This window comes from Microcoleus sp. S28C3 (assembly GCF_036700785.1).
Taxonomy (GTDB): Bacteria; Cyanobacteriota; Cyanobacteriia; order Cyanobacteriales; family Microcoleaceae; genus Microcoleus; species Microcoleus asticus.
Window position 1 is genome coordinate 1 of the sequence record NZ_JAUBPO010000094.1, and the last position, 16,823, is coordinate 16,823.

Sequence of the window (16,823 nt, forward strand, 5' to 3'; positions counted from 1 at the left end):
GCGTCAAACGATCTCAAATGGGTTCAAAAGAATCGCTACTGACAGGATGCTCTTTGATATCTTGCCATTTTTGTCAAGTACAATTTATACCAAATTAGATGAGCTTACCCTGCTTCTAGTCTTTGTAATTCTTGTAAAAACAGCTCGTCTAGCTCTTTTTCTAGTTCTTCTAGTTCTTCTAAAAACAGCGATAGGGATAATCTGCCCGTTACAGTATTCGTGACGTTATTCAACATTTTCCTCGATCGCCCGATATTCATCTGGAGTAAAGCGAGTCTTTGTCGGTTCTGGAATATTTGGCGGGTTGGTTTGAAATAACCCCGATCGCACTTCCTAAATAGTTAGACCTTAAATAATTATGGCTTACAGCTAGATAGTTTTCTTACCCCAGAGCCGTGTTCCTTGCCCTTCAAATTCCATAAAAAACTCTCCATGCCTTTGTGCGCTTCTGCTTCAAAACCGCTAAATTCTAGCTTTTTTTTTACCTCTGACACTCAACTGCTTTGTAATGGATGTATAATAATGCAAAGCAAAAAGTAGATTAATTGCAAAAAATACCAAAGTTAAAACTAAGGTAAAGAAAGACGTAAACGACAGTCGGGAAGTCATCGTAAATATCGCCAAAATGATTGAGCAAAGCCCAAAACCGGAAGCAAAAGAACTTAAAAGCAGCAACCGCACCTTAGACATAGTTTAATTTAAAAATTCTCAGTAAAATACACTTGTGGCAGCTAACGATGAGTGCCGAATGATACTTATTACTATATAGCGGAATTGCTCGGTTCCGCCAAGGGCAAAACGGCTGCTTTCCTAAAAAGGTTTGAATTCTACAGAAAAATACAGCCCGCGCTCTTGTAAACGCCTCTGGCTCGACTTAATACCAATCAAAGGAATTCCCCAGCCTCCGCGAGCATTCCGCCTCTGACGGTACTGCCACCGCAGGCCCAATCCCACTAACAGCAAAGTATTCGCTTCCAGAATCGCCCTTACCCCGCTATTTGTCCAAACATTGCCGAAATCCACAAACGGCGTCACCTGCAAAACTCCTTGTTTGTCGCCGATGTGCAAAATCGGATACCGCAACTCGGCTGAAGCAAAAATCCCGTTATCGGCGAGCAAAGAAAGCATCCTGACGGTAGCCTCGCCCCGTATCCGAGCCACCCAAACCAAATTGTTCGATCGGCAAAAGCTCTCCCCCAGCCAACTGCACCTGCGATCGCACTACCAGCAGCGTCTCAGGAGTCAACAACCGCAGGTACTGCAATTGACCCCGCCACGCCAAAAATTTACTGTCAGGCCCCTGCTGCTCACTGTAGCGCCAAATGCTCCCACTCCCAGACTGAACTGCGATCGCACCGCCAAGACATCTTTCTCTCCCATCTGGGTAAAATCCTGAAACAGCCTCAGCGCCAAAACCCGAGTCCTAGCCCGATCATCCGCTCCCGGCGATAGGGGAAAATCCTCTCCCAGCAAAGATGTATCGCTTACTCGCCTGCCAGGACCGATACCGATCGCGATTTCTCTTCTCGGATTTTGCACGATCGGCTGCCGGTAAGTCAACTCATATCATAAGTGCGGCTCGACGCCTCAATATCCAGAGCGTCAAAGGGCGGCCAGGCGATATTGCTTTTGCTCCGGCTTAGCTGAAAACTTACCGTACCGTTCCGCGGATTCACTGGCAGCGTGTAACTAAAATCGACAGCATTGCTGGCCTGAGTATTTGTATAAATCCAACTCGCCCTATCTCTCAAACCCAACAAATTAGCTTCCCGGACTTGAGCTTTGCGCCGGCAACTCCCCACACTCGGAGAGCAAGAATTGTCACTAAAAATCTCAGCTTGGAACGTTTTTGCCTCTTTGACTCGGACTAACAGCAAATTAAAACCCGCACGAGAACCCGCTTGCAGTTCCGCTGAGATATTTGCGACTTGCCCGCTAAGTTGCAGCAGTTGCATAGCTGACCGTATGCGCTGTTAGTTCAACGGGCCTCGGGTTGAATCGGCTAATCAGCTTCTGACGTAGTTAGGATGTAGCCGCCTAGTCCCGACTACATTGATACTTTCTAGCTTGCCTTCTAGCACTAATATCCTCACAACTGAGCCTGCGAGCGTTTGCGGCCCAATCAGCGCTCCAGATGTGATATAACTTTTGCTGATGTAGAGTTGGCTCACAGCAGAACGGGCTTGCAGCAATTCGGCGAAAGTGAGCGGGCGGCCTACAAAGTCTTTGAGTAAAGCGTCTAGTTCTTCCTTGCTAAAGACGGTACTGCCAACTACTTCAAATCGATCGACCTTTATCGTACCCGGAATGTTGGGCAATTCTGCTGGCCGTGCCGGCGCGGGAACAGCAGGCGACAAAAGCTGTTCTGCCGGAGGCAGGGGCGGTGGGGGCGCTGGTTCTGGGAGGGGAGGCAGATTTCGCGGCAGCGGGTTGGGAATGGGAAATTATTGTCTGTTTTCTCCTCGGTTCGGCAACTGAGCGAGAGTTTCACGGGCCTGAGTTTCAGTCGATCCATCAAACTCCCGGATGTTGTTTTCGGGATCTTTACTGTCTCTATCTAATTCAGAACCCGAGTATAAATCACGAAGCCGATCGCGATCGTCTGCTGTTTCTTGATTGGGTAAATTATCATTAAAAATTGGCGCTTGCACCCCTGAGTCGGCAGCAAGCATCGACTCGCCAACACTTTGAGCTGCTAGCGGTGCGCGACAAATACCTGCAATTGAAAAACCAAGTGCTAATGCCTTGAAAAACTTGATTTTACAAAAGCCTCTAGAAGGTTGCACGGGCATGACAGACTCGTCATATTTTATAGTTATTTGCACTTACGCTCGGGCGCGGCCGGCGCAATTGCAAGGAATAAACTTACTCTATCACTTTTTTTAAAGACTTAATTACTTAATTAAACATAAAGATAGTTGACTAAACCGCTGTTTTGTGTATTAAACGATTCCTAAAAAAAGCTCCGACATCCCCAAGCTAGGGCTGTAGCTAGGCGGAGCATTCTATGAAAGCTGGCATCTCAGAAATAGTTGACATCTGCTATACCAACTTGGCTAAACTTAATCTTTGCTTCACCATTCCAGTAGAAGTATTTTCGCTGGTTGGTCTGATTCCTGCTTGTACCTGCATGAGTGGGAGCATACTTGTCAACAAGCGTAAATTTGGGTGGAGCAACGCCCTATTTTTTGAGTGATTACAACTTTTTTTTGAAGCTTTTAGCGATTGTTGAACGATTATTTTTAACCAATTTAACGAATTGTGGTATTCCGTTCTACCTTTTTATAAGCTGGTGAGTTTTACATCCACTGTGGTTTACTCTCCGATAAATTATTTGCGGGTTTTCGGTCTTATCCTGAGAATGCTAGACAAAACGGAGCGTCTATCAATATTCTTGCAATAAGTAGCTATGGGCAAGTTTAATAAAGTATTAAACCATTATATTCACCTCCCCAGCTCTTTCATAGACGGCGATTTATCGGACCACAATCCTAGTCTTAAAGGTGTTGATAAATCACCTCTAGAGACTCAAAACAACTAACAGTACAAGAGGTATTGCAATTGCGCTTACTTTTATTTAAGGTATCTACGCTTTCCGAGTCCATCAAAATCGAAAGTAATCCGGAGCGACGTTCTGCCATTGCTTGTTTACCCGCGCTACGATGAGGCTGAGACGAGATGCAATCAGAGATTGCACCTTATCAAAGCGTTTCTTGGCGCGGATGGTTATTCTTAATCACGAGTTAATTGCACCCCAGGCAACCGGGGTCACGCAGTCGGTTATAGGCGGCCCGGACCGCTCCGAAAGCGTTCCTCCCCATGCCTGAAGTCAGGGGTTCCTCTCTCGTTTTCCGGTGAACTTTGAGAGAGATTACTACATTTTATTGAGTTCCGATCGCAGCTCTTCCAACTCAGCATCAATCACCTGACTCGACTCCGAGCTGCGAGCAGCAGTTTTACCCGCTGCAGGCAATTGACCTTGAGACACAGAACCTCCGGTCAGTTGAGCTTTCATCTGAGCCAACTCGTCGTCAACATCACCGCCACTTTCGAGCAAGCGGAACTGTTCCTCTAAATTGCTGCCGCCGGCCGCCAGTTCTGCCGAAGCTCCCGCGCGAGCTTCTATCTGCAAAACTTTTTCTTCCATACGATCGAAAGCTGCCATTGAACTGCCAGTATTCAGGGAGCCAATGGAATTGTTGAGCTGTTCCTGAGCCTTAGCAGCGGATATCCTCGCCTTGAGCATATCCTTCTTAGTCTTAGCTTCGGAAATCTTGCTCTCCAAACCGATCAAGTTGCGCTTGAGACTTTCCACCTGAGCCGATTGCTGATCTAGACTGGCTTTCAGGGTAGCAGCCGTATCAGCGTGAGACTTTTTGCGCACCAGCGCTTCCCGGGCCAAAGTCTCGTCTCCTTTTTGCAGGGCTAGCTGAGCGCGCTGCTGCCACTGGTTAGACTGAGACTCAGCTTGATTGTACTGAGTCTGGGTGCGCTTTTGAGTGGCGATCGCACTGGCAACGGCTTGACGCAACTGCACCAAGTCTTCCTGCATATCCGTAACGGACTGTTCTAAAATCTTTTCCGGGTCTTCAGCTTTGTTGACCAGATCGTTAAGATTGGCTTTGACGACTCGGCTAATGCGGTCAAATAATCCCATAATGCTATTTTTCCAGGGTGAGGTGTACGAAGTAGGTGGAAAGCAGGCTTTAGGCGCTAGCCCGCAGTTGTGAAATTCACTCTTGTCAGATTTTTAGTGCGATTTAGTTTTTGGCAATTTTTGCAGACAGATAAATCCAGTTTAAAGCGATCGAGTAAGTGGTGCAGGCAAGCTTATTCATGCACCTATCTATTGAGTTTAACTTCGATCCGGGAATTCCCCCACAGGCTTCGAGCCATCTCTAGCTAGGCTGTTGAGAAGTTTTTGCTCGTCTCAACTATTGTTCTGCTGCCTGGGGTTCAGGATGCGGGCGGCTCGCCCGAGGGCAATTTGGGTGTATTTTTGCCCGGAAGCATTTGTGCTTTCATCGCCGCCAACTCAGTATCGACATCCTCGGCACCTTCGAGAGAGAGAAACTTCTTTTCTAAATCGTTAGTTCCGAGTTCTGCGATTGCTTCGGAGCGAGATTCTAGCTGCATGACTTTCTCTTCCATCCGTTCAAACGCGCTCAAAGCGCTGCCTGTATTGAGATTGCCCATCATTTCTTGAAGCCTTTCCGATGCTTGAGCCGATCGAGCTCGGGCAATATACATATCTTTTTTAGATTTTGCCTCGGAAATCTTACTTTCTAGCGCCCGCATATTGTCTTTAAGTTGAGTCACAACAGCGTTTTGCTGCCCGAGACTGGCTTTCATCGCCGTTGCCGTTTCTTGATAAGATTTCCTGCGCGTCAGAGCTTCCCGCGCCAAATTTTCCTCGCCTTTTTGCAAAGCTAGCTGCGCCCGCTGGTACCATTCTGCGGCAGTAGACTCAGCTTGGGAACACTGGCGTTCGGTGCGTTTTTGAGCTGCAATCGCGCCTGCCACAGCTTGTCTGAGCTGCACTAAATCTTCCTGCATATCCATTACAGCCTGTTCCAGAATTTTTTCTGGATCTTCTGCCGCCCCGACCAAACTGTTAATATTGGCTCGAATCACTCGCCAAAGGCGATCGAATAATCCCATGAGGCCCGTCTCCCGATTTTCAACTTTAGAATTAAGACAGAGAAATCACAATTAAAAACTAAAAATGAAAACTCATCAATCGTCTTTTTAATTTTTAATTTTGAAATTTTAATTCCCTCTAAGTTAGGTCGTCATGCTTATTTTTAGGATGGGTAGGGCGCGAGCGTTACCCATCAAAACTGAGCAAATGTTGGGTGAAGCGAAACCGAGGGTTCGTGCCGCGGGCCCAACCTACTCGCCGATCCTCAGTTTAATTCTCTTTGCCTAATTTATGGCTGATAGTATTGCGGCTTCACCCCTTTTGCTTGCAGTTCTTTCACCAAAAGTTCTGCTGAGGCAGCATCGTTCAAAGCCCCCATTTGGATCTTGACACCCTTTGAGAAGTTCCGCACGTAGGCATCGGGAACTGCGGTTCTGGCTTGCTGCAGCGATTTTGCATCCGTGTAATCGGTGACAACGTAATAAAAACCGTCGGCAGCGCGTGCCGGCCTTCCCAGCGGGGATGCGGCTGGGGATGCGGCGGCTGGGGATGCTGTCGCTGGGGATGCTGTCGCCGGGGATGCGGCGGCTGGCTGGGCTGGGGAGGGTGTTGGAGGCAGTGTCGGCAGTGTCGGCACTGGCTGGGCGCTGGGGCGGGGACTGGGAAGCAAAGCCGTGCTGATATTGTTGAGCCCTTGTTCTCTCCCTCTGGCGGGGTTGCCATCTTCTGTCGGAATCGGGACAGCCGCGCTGGGGCCAGGAGGCGCTGCCGGATTGGGCGGGATTGAGGCTTTTGGCGACGGTGAAGGAATAGCGCTGGCTGTCGGATTGACATTGCTGAGAGTGCTCAAATCTAGCTCGACAAATTCCTTGGATACCAGATTTGGAGCTTTCGGCAGTTCCTGGGTGCTGGTATCTGAGATGGCAGTAGAGGCGGGACTGTCGCTTGGAGAGGGTGCACCGCGATCGAGAAAACGGTTCAGGCCGGCCATCTTAGCCACACTTGACGGGTGCATGACTGCGTAGCCCAAAGCTGTACACGACAGCAGAAACAGCAGCATCGAACTCAGTCCCAAGGGAGTTAACAGACTGGCTGCTAAACTGCGTTCGACGGCAGGCTCGGCTTTTGACTCGTCCAAACTTTCGATCAGTTTTTCGCTTGATTCGAGATAATTGTTGGGTGCGAAGGCACTGCTAGATAATTTTGTGCCGCCCCTGGTAGTTGCTAGCGGGGCATCGCCCTGGATGCCGGCAAGGGATAGGGGCAGGGATAGCGGCTGCTGGGTTTCCTCCGCGGCCTCCAGGGGCAAATTTTGGGCTAGCTGTTGCTCGGTTGTGGCTGTTTGCTTGCCAGTACGAACTGATGGGGACACCCACTGTTCGGCGCGCCGCCTGTGCCTTCTGTATGTTGTCAGTTCTGCTTCTAGGTTTACATCCAGACTCCCCAGGACTGCTTGCAAAGCAGGCTTGATTGGAGTTGAAGAGGATTGATGATTTGGGGATTCAACCGAAGAACGCTTACTCATTAGCAAAACTCCTACCGCCTCTGAATTGATTTTAATGTTTTGATTGTAGATATAAACAAGAAGCTTGAAAACTTGCCTATTTTATGATTAGCTAATTTTGGCGTCAATGCAACAGGGGCCGGATCGCCTGCTGTCGATCGCTGGCAGCTATCTTTTAATTTTAATTTTAAAACTTAATTGTTTCTGTGTCCCGGAGGCTGCTTAGCGAGACTCGAAGCAGCTTTCTGTATCCGGATATACCGCTTATTTATAACCTCTCATACTCGTTCGGCATTTGTACTTTTTCTTGATCCCTGACCGCTTTATAAACTTTTAATCTGTGTTTTTACCTATACAATGAGCCAAGACTTAGGCAATTGTTTCTAAATATAACAAGATTATAAATAAATTATAAAATTTATTTATGCTCCGGGGATCGCTACAACCCAGACAGCATAAAGGTTGGGATGCTCTAAGGCAGGCTAGCTCTGCAAAGGAGAATTAGAGATGAAAATGATTTCCCTAAGAACTTTTATGCAAACCTCCTTAACTTCACCTTTAACTTCAGCTTGTGGTCACTGCCGTCACTATACCCCTGAGGGCAGACGCGGGGGTGTTTGCGCTTTACTGGGCGGGCCGGTTCAAAGTCACTGGAAAGCTTGTGCTTTAGCGGTTTCGCCTTTTAGGTCATCTTGGGAAAACATAGAACAAATTGGACTGTGGCAAGAATCGACTCTGACGCTGCAGGATGCCACCCTCACTCTTTCCGAGCGCCATGCCTGCCAGCTTACAGGCACAACGTTAACCGAAAAATCGGCAGCAGTATCGGTCTAGTTAGTCGGCTGCCCTGCTGCTCATACCATTATTTTCGATTTTCGATTTTCGATTGGGGAATCACCGATCAGTATCATGGTTTGGATCTGGCAAAGCAGTTTCATTCTTTTTGGGAACTGGTATCAATACTCACACTTTTGTGCGATCGGGTGCATTTGGCTTTACTAACTCATAAAAATCAGCAGTATCTACTTTAATATGAGCGCATAAAAAAACTGATTTCTCCATTCAACTATGGCAGCCAAGGATATTGACTAAAATCAGGTTGCCGTTTTTCTAAAAAGGCTTGTTTGCCTTCGGCGCCTTCCTGCGTCATATAGTACAGCAAAGTAGCATTTCCCGCCAGTTCTTGCAAACCGGCTTGACCGTCGCAGTCGGCATTAAAAGCAGATTTCAAACAGCGAATCGCGATCGGACTTTTTTCTAGAATTTCCGCAGCCCACTGCATCCCTTCTAGTTCTAGTTGTTCGACGGGCACGACGCAGTTGACTAAACCCATTTCTAGGGCTTGCTGCGCGCTGTACTGGCGGCACAAAAACCAAATTTCTCGGGCTTTTTTCTGGCCGACAACTCTGGCGAGATAGCTAGCTCCGAAACCACCGTCGAAACTGCCGACTTTTGGGCCGGTCTGTCCGAAAATAGCATTGTCAGCAGCGATCGTCAAGTCGCAAATTAAGTGTAGAACGTGGCCCCCTCCTATTGCGTAGCCTGCAACTAAAGCAATTACAACTTTGGGCATCGATCGAATCAACTTCTGCAAGTCGAGCACGTTCAAGCGGGGTATGCCACCTTCGTCTACATATCCCGCCGCACCGCGCACGCTTTGGTCGCCACCGGCACAAAAGGCGTATTTGCCGTCTGTATGAGGCCCCGCACCGGTGAAAAGGACAACGCCGATTTTTGTGTCTTCGCGGGCATCAGTAAAGGCATCGCACAGTTCCTGCACGGTTTTGGGACGGAAAGCGTTCCGTTTGTGAGGTCGATTGATGGTAATTTTGGCGGTGCCGCCGCTTTTGTGATATAGAATGTCTTCGTAGGTTTTGGCGGTTTGCCATTCAATTTGCATAATCAATCAATTTTAGATTTGAGACCAAACTGGGTCTATCAAGGCAGCGACAAGTCGCTTTTAGATTTTAGATTGATTCGGTTCAATGGGATACAAGGGTCGATCGACTCTTGCAAAAAAAATAAAGCGGGACTTACGCAGAAACCGGGTTTTTCACCAACATACGCCGTGCAGCGCTCTTGGTAGCGGTTAAACAACCCGGTTTTTGAGGGTAAGAGCGCGCAAGTCCCGTCTCAAATGGAAAAAGCGTCAAATCCTCGAACTCCTCTCACGACTTTTACTGCGCAAAAATTTATATGCGCTGCATTATTTGCGCAGTAAAAGAGCCAGCAGGTGCTTTGCTGCTTTCGCAAATACCAAATCGCGCGACTCGAATTCGCTGGGATCGAGTAAAGCTTGAACTTCGCCAAAAGCTTCTGAGTCGAGGGTTCCTTCTTTAGTAAATAAAGTGTCTAGGACTGCAATGTGTCTGGAGTCGAGGCCGAGCCGATTTCCCATCGACTGTAAGTACATTTGCTCCCGCAGGTCGATGTGTCCGTCTGCCGCTGACATTTCGTAGCCGGAACCGATGAGCAACAGCTTTTCTGATTCTGAGAACAAAGCTGTCAGGGTTAGCAATTCTGTGGGGTTGAAGTAAACCTGCTGTTTGGAGACTCCTTTGACAAGGCGCTGAATTAGTTCTATCCGATCGGGGTCGCCGCTGGCAAAGGCTTTGAGAGTCTTTTGCAGCCGTTCTTCTTCTTCAACTGCGATCGTCCTGTCAATAATCATCACTCCGCGCAGGATGGAAATCAGAGCAGTCAGAAAGACTACCAAAGGAGTGATATCTTGTTCCCGGAGCTTTTGCCGGCTAATGCGACACAACAGCTCAACAACTTCACTGGTGATTGTGGTGGTGTCCATAATTAAAAATGACTCTCTCTTAAGCTGTAATGTAATTTTCTTTCTCGATCTTAAGTTTTTTCTGTTACGTAGGTATGACGTGAATTCTAAAACTGAGCCGTTGTCTATTAGTGATACTACTTATTTTATTCACAAACGCTGGATGGCTAGGGCTGTAGAACTGGCACAAGCAGCGGGTGATGCTGGTGAAGTACCCGTGGGTGCTGCAATTGTTGACGGTACTGGCAAATTGATTGCCGAAGCGCAAAATCGGCGAGAGCGAGACTGCGATCCGACTGCTCACGCTGAAATCTTGGCTTTGCGGGCGGCCGGGCAAGTTTTGCAAGACTGGCATCTTAACCAATGCACGCTCTACGTAACGCTGGAGCCTTGCCCGATGTGCGCTGGTGCGATCGTCCAAGCTCGGATTGGCCTGCTGGTATACGGAGCAGATGACCCGAAAACTGGCACGATTCGGACTGCTGCTAATATTCCCGATAGCGCGCATTCGTGTCACCGCTTGGAGGTGCTCGGCGGTATTATGGAATCTGTTTGCCGCGATCGGTTGCTTTCTTGGTTTGAAACGCGCCGGAAAAATTAACAGGTAAAATTTTTTACTCTCTTATGAGCGATGTTTAATCGCAATTGACCCTTTAACTGAAATAATAGATCCGTAATTGCCCGCTCAAGCTTTCGAGGTGGCCGACTGGTCTGTATTAATTAATGCTGTCCGGTTGCCTGAGGTTTTACCTGTTAGAGATTATCTCTTGCGGGCGCGATCGCTCGATCGGCACAATGCCAATAGCAAAACTGTCCCGAGCCAAAAACTAAAGATTTGTCCAACAACTTACTTTAGACTTTAGATCTCGATAAAGCAGCTTAATTGCTATGCGCCACACCGCCACGATCGCCGTTGAGTCCAGTACATCATCTCTAGTGAAGCCAATGCCTGCCAAGGTAGTATTTAATACCTCTCGCGTTTCTCCTTGGTTAACCTCCTTGCTCTATCCGCTAGGTCACTATATTGTCCTACCGTTTCATTTTGGCAAGATTGAGGTAACCGGACAGGAGCACTTGCCGAAAGACGGGCCTGTCATCTTAGCCCCTACGCACCGTTCCAGATGGGATGCCCTGATGATGCCCTATTCAACCGGACAAATGGTGACTGGACGCGATTTGCGGTTCATGGTAACTGCTGATGAAGTGAAAGGACTGCAAGGTTGGTTCATCAGAAATTTGGGAGGGTTTGCTGTGGATATCAAGCATCCAGCAATTAGCAGTCTCCGTTACGGCGTGGAACTACTCCTCGACAAGCAGATGTTGGTGATTTTCCCCGAAGGCGGCATTTTTCAGGATGGCGAAGTTCACCCGATCAAGCCTGGATTGGCGCGTTTGGCAATTCAAGCAGAGTTGAGCAAACCGGGTTTAGGGGTGAAAATTGTACCGATGAGTATCCGCTATCGCCCGCGCATTCCTCAATGGGGTTCTGAGGTAAAAATTGCGATCGGTTCTCCGATTTCCGTGGTGGATTATGCCAATGGCGGCGGTAAAAAAGAAGCACCATTGTTGACGGCACAACTAGAAAAGGCTCTTAAAAATCTTGATGAAAGTTGAGAAGAAGGAAGTTCGGCAACGGATTCTGTAACGGATGTAACGGATGTAACGGATGTCAGGAAGAAGGAAGTTCGGCAACGGATTCTGTAACGGATGTAACGGATGTCAGGAAAAATGAAGAAGGAATTATGATATAATGTTTTCTGGTGCTGTCGAGAGATGCAGCACTTATTTCGCTGCTTTCTTATGTCTGTATTAAGTGTGAGCATTAATGGATTGTGCTTTGAACTTTAAGCCGGGTCAAATTGTCAGTTTAGAATGTGGAAATGCGTGCCTGCATTCAGAGGTTATCCAAGTGGTTGAGGCACGTCAAGTTTGTTGGGTGCGCCCTTTAATGTTAGTTGTATTACTGTCAGGGCAGGATTTATCGGCGCAATGGTCGGAAGAATACACTTTATCCGATTTGCGGGATGGTGCTGATTTGCTGTGGCCGGGGAGTTTGTTTCGGGCGGCGCTGGATACCGAGGTTATTTCGCTGTTGAGTCAGTTGCAGTCTCTGGACTCTGAAAAAAAGGATGGTGCGATCGCTTCTCGGCAACTTAGAGAATTTGTCGATCGAGTTTGGGAAGCTTTTCCGAGTGCTTTTCATTAAGCAGATAGGTGGCGTTTTTTCTATTAGTCCGGCAGGGGTTGAAAACCCCTGTCTAATAGCTAAAGTCCTCGCTATGACGACTAATACCCTCTTCATTCTTCAGTCTCAAGCGAGAGGGACGAAAGTTTGACAAAAAGCGATTGAAATCGCCGACTTTTCGGCGACTATTATACTAAAATACCGCGTGTGAAAGCTCTTCGGGGTTGAGATTATTGTGAATAACTTTACCGTCTCGGAACCAGACAACGCGGCGAGTTTGGCGCGCCACTTCCGGTTCGTGCGTTACCATAACAACAGTCATGCCGCTTTCGTTGAATTCGGTAAAAATATCCATTACTTCTTGAGTAGTTTTTGTATCCAATGCACCTGTAGGTTCGTCAGCCAGCAACAACACGGGACGGTTGACGATCGCCCTGGCGATCGCAACTCGCTGCTGCTGTCCTCCTGATAGTTGATTCGGTCTGTTTTGCAGCCGACTTTCCAGACCAACTTTTGTTAAAGCATCTACTCCCCGTTCGCGTCTTTCTGATGCGGGAATGCCGGCATAAACCATCGGTAACATGACATTTTCTAATGCTGTCAATTGAGGCAACAGGTGAAATTGTTGGAATACAAACCCCAATTTTAAATTGCGAATTCCGGCTAATTCTGCTTCGGGCATTTGGGCGACATCTACGCCGTCTAAGTAGTAACTGCCGCTCGTAGGTCGATCGAGACAGCCGATAATATTCATAGCTGTAGATTTGCCCGATCCAGATGCGCCCATAATCGAGCAATATTCTCCTTGTCTTACCGTCAAGCTGACGCCGTTTAAGGCGCGAACTTCGAGGTCGCCAATCCCGTAAACTTTTGTTACCTCTTCCAGACCGACAACAACGGGCTTTGAGAGGACTTGCGGGTCGAAGTCTTGGTATGTATCGGTTTGTAGTTCAGGCATTTTTTTTTCTGTGCGATCGACACAACTAACTACTAAGCTAACACTTCCCATCAGTATTCGCGTTCGGGGTGACGGCTGTTTCGATGTTAACGAACAGAATCTCTATCTTCAAGTCATAGTGAATACTTTGACCCGACGTGGAGGTACAGTCGGAGTGGAAAAAAAATCTACCAACTCAAGTAGAGGCGATCGCATGGACTATTCAAAGATAACCATCTCTAAGTCTAACAACAAGCCAGTGATTAGTTCATCTGCTTTTATTTTGGTACAATAGTTCGGACTGTTTTTAGTTCGCAGTCTGAAACCCGCGATTTTCCGTTGGTAGCTCGATTGCCCAATGGTCTTGAACCCTTATTCTAGGTTTGGCAATTAAAAATAGTCCCAACTATTGTTGCTAATCACCTGTTAAAAGAATCAGATTTAACGATCGCCCGCAACCAATTTTCATTAGTTTGAGGGTCTTCTTCACCACCTTGACAGGGCTTGGGTGGAATAGACACCCCAATAGGCTAAACTTGTATCCGATCGCCAAACAGATTACAAAGCAATGACTAATTATAGCGATACCAACCAGACCGAGATTTCCAATACAGTCTCATCGAGTCCACAAATGTTATCTTTCGTGAAAATTGTTGAGTATTTATCTCTAGCTGCTTTTGTGGGTGTAGGCATCCTTACCAGAGTTTTTGTAGACAATCAACTTATCGTTATTTTGGGAGCTGTTTTTCTCTCTAGTTTTATTTTTCTCTTCCTGACCAATAGACAATTAGATCGCAACTTTCGGAATAGTGCTAATCAGTTAGATCTCCGAAAAAAAGCTGAACTATATAATTATCTCTTAAACCCGAATGATGTTTCGGATAACAATCCGATCACCCCGGTGAGAGAAAAGGCTTTACGATACTGCCAGGAGTTGATTGACGACTATAAAAACACTAGAGAGACTTCGAGAAATATTTACTATACTTTTCAATTGGCAACCGTTGTTTTATCGGGAGTCACACCAATTTTAGTATTGGTAGACAAATTGGAACCAGGTCAATCTTTGCTCAAGTGGCTGCCCGTAATTTGTCCCGCTGTCGCCTCCATAGTCGCCAGTATAGTTACCTCCTTTCCTTTTCAGGAGAATTGGATTTCTGCTAACACGACTGTGGAATTGTTAGAAGCGGAACAGGAGAAATTTGTATTAGGAGTGACTCCCGCTTATCGTTGCTATGATGTAGCCGACGAAGCCCAAAATCAACAAATGACAAAAATGGCAATAGAAAACTTTATCAATCAGGTGAATGAGATTCATCTCAAGCAAATCCAAAAACCAGATGAAACAGCGTCAAAGGAGCAGAATACAGAGCCAGCTCAATCTACCGAGTCACAGCAGCAGCAGAGTTAACGAAGCTGACAATACCAGTAAGCAGGTAGGGTTGAGCGACGCTACCTGCTCCCTCAAGTAGCTCTGTATGTAGTTCTCAAAATGTAGTTATCAAAAGTGCTCCTCAAAAGCAAAATTTTTGAGCTATGATTAAGAAAAGTTAAGCGTAAATTTGGGAAGTTGGAGATTGTTGGTAACACAATTATGACATACGATTACGACTTGTTTGTGATAGGTGCAGGTTCCGGCGGATTGGCGAGTTCCAAGCGAGCAGCATCCTACGGAGCAAAAGTGGCGATCGCCGAAAATGATTTAGTAGGCGGAACCTGCGTAATTCGCGGCTGTGTTCCCAAAAAACTGATGGTTTACGCCTCAACATTTTCGCACCTTTATGAAGATGCGATCGGCTACGGCTGGAGTCCAGTAGAAAGCAGCTTCGACTGGGAAAAACTCGTCACCACAGTAGACGCAGAAGTGCGCCGACTCAGCAAACTGCACATCAGCTTTCTCGAAAAAGCCGGAGTAGAATTAATTTCAGGATACGCCAAATTTATCGACCCCCACACCGTCGAAGTTGGTGACAGAAAATTTACCGCAGCCAAAATCTTAATTGCAGTCGGCGGAGAAGCGCAAAGAGTCCCAATTATAGGCATAGAACACGCGATTACCTCCCGCGAAATCTTCCTGCTAAAAGAGCAACCAAAACGGTTGGCAATTTGGGGTGGCGGCTACATCGGCGTCGAATTTGCTTGCATTATGAACGGATTGGGAAGCCAAGTAACTCAAATCATCCGGCGCGATCGAATTCTGCACTACTTCGACGAAGAAATTCGCGCTAACGTGCAAGAAGGAATGACTAAGCACGGAGTTAAATTTTTGACAGAAAGCTCGATTAATCACATTGAGAAAACCCCAGAAGGTTTAAAATTAACGCTGTCGGGAAAATCCGAAGGAACGCTAATAGTAGACGCGCTTTTGTCCGCTACCGGGCGCTTGCCAAACTTGGAAAAATTGGGTTTAGAAAACGCGGGAGTAGAAACCGATCAAGGTGCGATCGCAGTTACGAAAGACAGCCGCACCAGCCAGCCGCACATCTTTGCAGTCGGAGATTGCACCAACCGCATCAATTTAACGCCAATTGCGATCGCTGAAGGTCGTGCTTTTGCCGATACTGAATTTGGTAATAACCCCAGATCGATCAGTCACGAAAATGTTGCCTCAGCAGTATTTTCGCAGCCGGAAGCAGCTACAGTTGGCTTAACAGAAGAGGAGGCTAAAGCTAAGTTTCCCGAATCAATTAAGTGCTATACAGCCAAGTTTAAACCGATGTTTCATTCTTTGACAGGTGCAGATGAAAAGACTTTTGTCAAGTTAGTTGTTGAAACTAATACTGACAGAGTTTTGGGCGTGCACATGGTAGGGAAAGACGCGGGCGAGATTATTCAAGGAATGGCGATCGCTGTTAATATGGGAGCTACGAAGAAAGACTTCGACGCGACTATTGGCATTCACCCATCGACTGCTGAAGAGTTTGTTACTTTGCGGTAAAGTGGTGGAAGCCGCCAGGGGTTTCAACCCCTGGCTAATAGCTAAAGTCGGTTAAAATTAAGATATTGCACCATTTTCAAGAACAGGCATCCTGCCTGTTCCACAGCAAAGTAAAATTTTATTGTGGGGTGGGCATCCTGCCCGCCAGTGAAGGGATGAATGAGTGATTCAACCAAACAAAACAAAATTTTAGCATTCTATCTCGGTCAGCAGCCTGATTCGCAAGGTCGGGCGATCGAGGATATTTGGTCGTGGGATTACCAGAAGCTGGAATCCTTGCACAATTACATTCAATGGCTGTTTCCGCTGAGAGAAAAGAGTCGCTTTAATTCCAGTGCTCCTACTTTAAATGATGAGGTAATTCAAGCTTTTAGAACAAGTGAAGAGTTGAGAAATCGCTTACTCCATTCGTTCAAAGTCATGCTGGCGTTTTACGGGTTGGAATGCCACGAAGGAGAAAACGCAGAAATTGTAATTACCAAATCGGCAGAATATTTGTCAAGAAAAAGAGAGTGGATTGAAAAATTTAATCACAACTACTTGCGGCTGACAAGGATTCTCACAAGTTTGACAGAGTTGGGATTGAAAAATTACGCTTTAGCTCTTTTCAATTGTTTAGATGAGATCTATAACGAAGACAAAGAAAGTATTGGTTTAAAAACTTATACTTATTGGAAAAAAGCTGTAAATAGTTAGAATCGATATTTGGGACTTACCGCTATAGCCAACCCTACGGCCAACAAGAAAACTTAATTTTTGTGAACAGGCCCGAAAGCCTGTTATGGGCGGGCTAGAAGCCCACCCCACAATAAGATTTAATTTTTGTGAAACAGGCC

The 16,823-nt window shown here is 46.8% G+C and carries 22 protein-coding genes; 9 read left to right on the forward strand and 13 right to left on the reverse strand.

Features of this window, described 5'->3' with window-relative positions; all coding sequences use genetic code 11:
* Positions 1-104: 104 nt before the first annotated feature.
* The 7 genes from QUA13_RS24070 to QUA13_RS24100 all read right to left on the reverse strand — a co-directional run bounded on the left by QUA13_RS24070 (position 105) and on the right by QUA13_RS24100 (position 2,825).
* Positions 105-236: a hypothetical protein gene (locus QUA13_RS24070; RefSeq protein ID WP_333202594.1), complete on the reverse strand. Its 132-nt coding sequence runs from the start codon at positions 234-236 to the stop codon at positions 105-107.
* Positions 237-810: 574 nt separating this feature from the next.
* A complete protein-coding gene (locus QUA13_RS24075; RefSeq protein WP_333202596.1) occupies positions 811-1,128 on the reverse strand; it encodes a BamA/TamA family outer membrane protein in 318 nt (105 codons plus the stop codon).
* On the reverse strand, positions 1,106-1,249 hold the full coding sequence (locus QUA13_RS24080) for a hypothetical protein (protein WP_333202598.1): 144 nt from the start codon (positions 1,247-1,249) through the stop codon (positions 1,106-1,108). The genes QUA13_RS24075 and QUA13_RS24080 overlap by 23 nt, the downstream gene beginning before the upstream one ends.
* Positions 1,243-1,560, reverse strand: coding sequence for a hypothetical protein (locus QUA13_RS24085; protein ID WP_333202600.1), 318 nt, complete (start codon positions 1,558-1,560; stop codon positions 1,243-1,245). The genes QUA13_RS24080 and QUA13_RS24085 overlap by 7 nt, the downstream gene beginning before the upstream one ends.
* A complete protein-coding gene (locus QUA13_RS24090; protein ID WP_333202602.1) occupies positions 1,557-1,955 on the reverse strand; it encodes a ShlB/FhaC/HecB family hemolysin secretion/activation protein in 399 nt (132 codons plus the stop codon). Before QUA13_RS24090 ends, QUA13_RS24085 begins: the two co-directional genes overlap by 4 nt.
* A 51-nt stretch (positions 1,956-2,006) precedes the next feature.
* Positions 2,007-2,357: a POTRA domain-containing protein gene (locus QUA13_RS24095; RefSeq protein ID WP_333202604.1), complete on the reverse strand. Its 351-nt coding sequence runs from the start codon at positions 2,355-2,357 to the stop codon at positions 2,007-2,009.
* Between the two features lie 87 nt (positions 2,358-2,444).
* Positions 2,445-2,825: a hypothetical protein gene (locus tag QUA13_RS24100; RefSeq protein WP_333202606.1), complete on the reverse strand. Its 381-nt coding sequence runs from the start codon at positions 2,823-2,825 to the stop codon at positions 2,445-2,447.
* A 182-nt stretch (positions 2,826-3,007) separates the two neighbouring features.
* Here QUA13_RS24100 and QUA13_RS24105 point away from each other — a divergent pair, with 182 nt between their 5' ends.
* A complete protein-coding gene (locus QUA13_RS24105; protein WP_333202608.1) occupies positions 3,008-3,196 on the forward strand; it encodes a hypothetical protein in 189 nt (62 codons plus the stop codon).
* Positions 3,197-3,874: 678 nt separating this feature from the next.
* On the opposite strand, the gene QUA13_RS24110 is transcribed toward QUA13_RS24105, so the two are convergent.
* From QUA13_RS24110 to QUA13_RS24120, 3 genes are all read right to left on the reverse strand, one after another.
* Positions 3,875-4,657 (reverse strand): PspA/IM30 family protein, encoded by a 783-nt coding sequence (locus tag QUA13_RS24110; protein WP_333202610.1) that lies wholly within the window; start codon positions 4,655-4,657, stop codon positions 3,875-3,877.
* Between the two features lie 299 nt (positions 4,658-4,956).
* Positions 4,957-5,661 carry a PspA/IM30 family protein gene (locus tag QUA13_RS24115; RefSeq protein WP_172190033.1) on the reverse strand — a complete coding sequence of 235 codons (705 nt, stop codon included), beginning with the start codon at positions 5,659-5,661 and terminating at the stop codon, positions 4,957-4,959.
* 269 nt (positions 5,662-5,930) lie between these two features.
* Positions 5,931-7,166 carry a hypothetical protein gene (locus QUA13_RS24120; RefSeq protein WP_333192971.1) on the reverse strand — a complete coding sequence of 412 codons (1,236 nt, stop codon included), beginning with the start codon at positions 7,164-7,166 and terminating at the stop codon, positions 5,931-5,933.
* A gap of 486 nt (positions 7,167-7,652) precedes the next feature.
* Between QUA13_RS24120 and QUA13_RS24125 the strand changes: the two genes are divergently transcribed.
* Positions 7,653-7,979: a hypothetical protein gene (locus QUA13_RS24125; RefSeq protein ID WP_333202612.1), complete on the forward strand. Its 327-nt coding sequence runs from the start codon at positions 7,653-7,655 to the stop codon at positions 7,977-7,979.
* 232 nt (positions 7,980-8,211) lie between these two features.
* Here the strand turns inward: QUA13_RS24125 and menB are convergent, their stop codons facing one another.
* Together menB and QUA13_RS24135 are read right to left on the reverse strand one after the other, a co-directional pair.
* Complete coding sequence (gene menB, locus QUA13_RS24130; RefSeq protein ID WP_333202657.1) at positions 8,212-9,045, reverse strand: 1,4-dihydroxy-2-naphthoyl-CoA synthase; 834 nt, start codon at positions 9,043-9,045, stop codon at positions 8,212-8,214.
* 306 nt (positions 9,046-9,351) lie between these two features.
* Positions 9,352-9,948 carry a TerB family tellurite resistance protein gene (locus QUA13_RS24135; protein ID WP_333202614.1) on the reverse strand — a complete coding sequence of 199 codons (597 nt, stop codon included), beginning with the start codon at positions 9,946-9,948 and terminating at the stop codon, positions 9,352-9,354.
* A 79-nt stretch (positions 9,949-10,027) separates the two neighbouring features.
* Here QUA13_RS24135 and tadA point away from each other — a divergent pair, with 79 nt between their 5' ends.
* The 4 genes from tadA (at position 10,028) to QUA13_RS24155 (ending at position 12,133) form a co-directional block, all read left to right on the forward strand.
* The gene (tadA, locus tag QUA13_RS24140) at positions 10,028-10,528 is read left to right on the forward strand and encodes a tRNA adenosine(34) deaminase TadA (protein ID WP_333202616.1); all 501 of its coding nucleotides are present in this window, start codon (positions 10,028-10,030) and stop codon (positions 10,526-10,528) included.
* Positions 10,529-10,815: 287 nt separating this feature from the next.
* Positions 10,816-11,541, forward strand: coding sequence for a lysophospholipid acyltransferase family protein (locus tag QUA13_RS24145; RefSeq protein ID WP_333202618.1), 726 nt, complete (start codon positions 10,816-10,818; stop codon positions 11,539-11,541).
* Positions 11,538-11,678 (forward strand): hypothetical protein, encoded by a 141-nt coding sequence (locus tag QUA13_RS24150; protein ID WP_333202620.1) that lies wholly within the window; start codon positions 11,538-11,540, stop codon positions 11,676-11,678. Before QUA13_RS24145 ends, QUA13_RS24150 begins: the two co-directional genes overlap by 4 nt.
* 74 nt (positions 11,679-11,752) lie before the next feature.
* Complete coding sequence (locus QUA13_RS24155) at positions 11,753-12,133, forward strand: hypothetical protein (RefSeq protein WP_172190047.1); 381 nt, start codon at positions 11,753-11,755, stop codon at positions 12,131-12,133.
* Positions 12,134-12,305: 172 nt separating this feature from the next.
* On the opposite strand, the gene QUA13_RS24160 is transcribed toward QUA13_RS24155, so the two are convergent.
* Positions 12,306-13,070 carry an ABC transporter ATP-binding protein gene (locus tag QUA13_RS24160; RefSeq protein WP_246276876.1) on the reverse strand — a complete coding sequence of 255 codons (765 nt, stop codon included), beginning with the start codon at positions 13,068-13,070 and terminating at the stop codon, positions 12,306-12,308.
* 547 nt (positions 13,071-13,617) lie between these two features.
* Here QUA13_RS24160 and QUA13_RS24165 point away from each other — a divergent pair.
* From QUA13_RS24165 to QUA13_RS24175, 3 genes are all read left to right on the forward strand, one after another.
* Positions 13,618-14,460: a DUF4231 domain-containing protein gene (locus QUA13_RS24165; RefSeq protein ID WP_333202624.1), complete on the forward strand. Its 843-nt coding sequence runs from the start codon at positions 13,618-13,620 to the stop codon at positions 14,458-14,460.
* Positions 14,461-14,643: 183 nt separating this feature from the next.
* Positions 14,644-15,987: a glutathione-disulfide reductase gene (gor, locus tag QUA13_RS24170; protein WP_333202626.1), complete on the forward strand. Its 1,344-nt coding sequence runs from the start codon at positions 14,644-14,646 to the stop codon at positions 15,985-15,987.
* 159 nt (positions 15,988-16,146) lie between these two features.
* A complete protein-coding gene (locus QUA13_RS24175) occupies positions 16,147-16,683 on the forward strand; it encodes an opioid growth factor receptor-related protein (RefSeq protein ID WP_333202629.1) in 537 nt (178 codons plus the stop codon).
* The last annotated feature ends 140 nt before the right edge of the window (positions 16,684-16,823 follow it).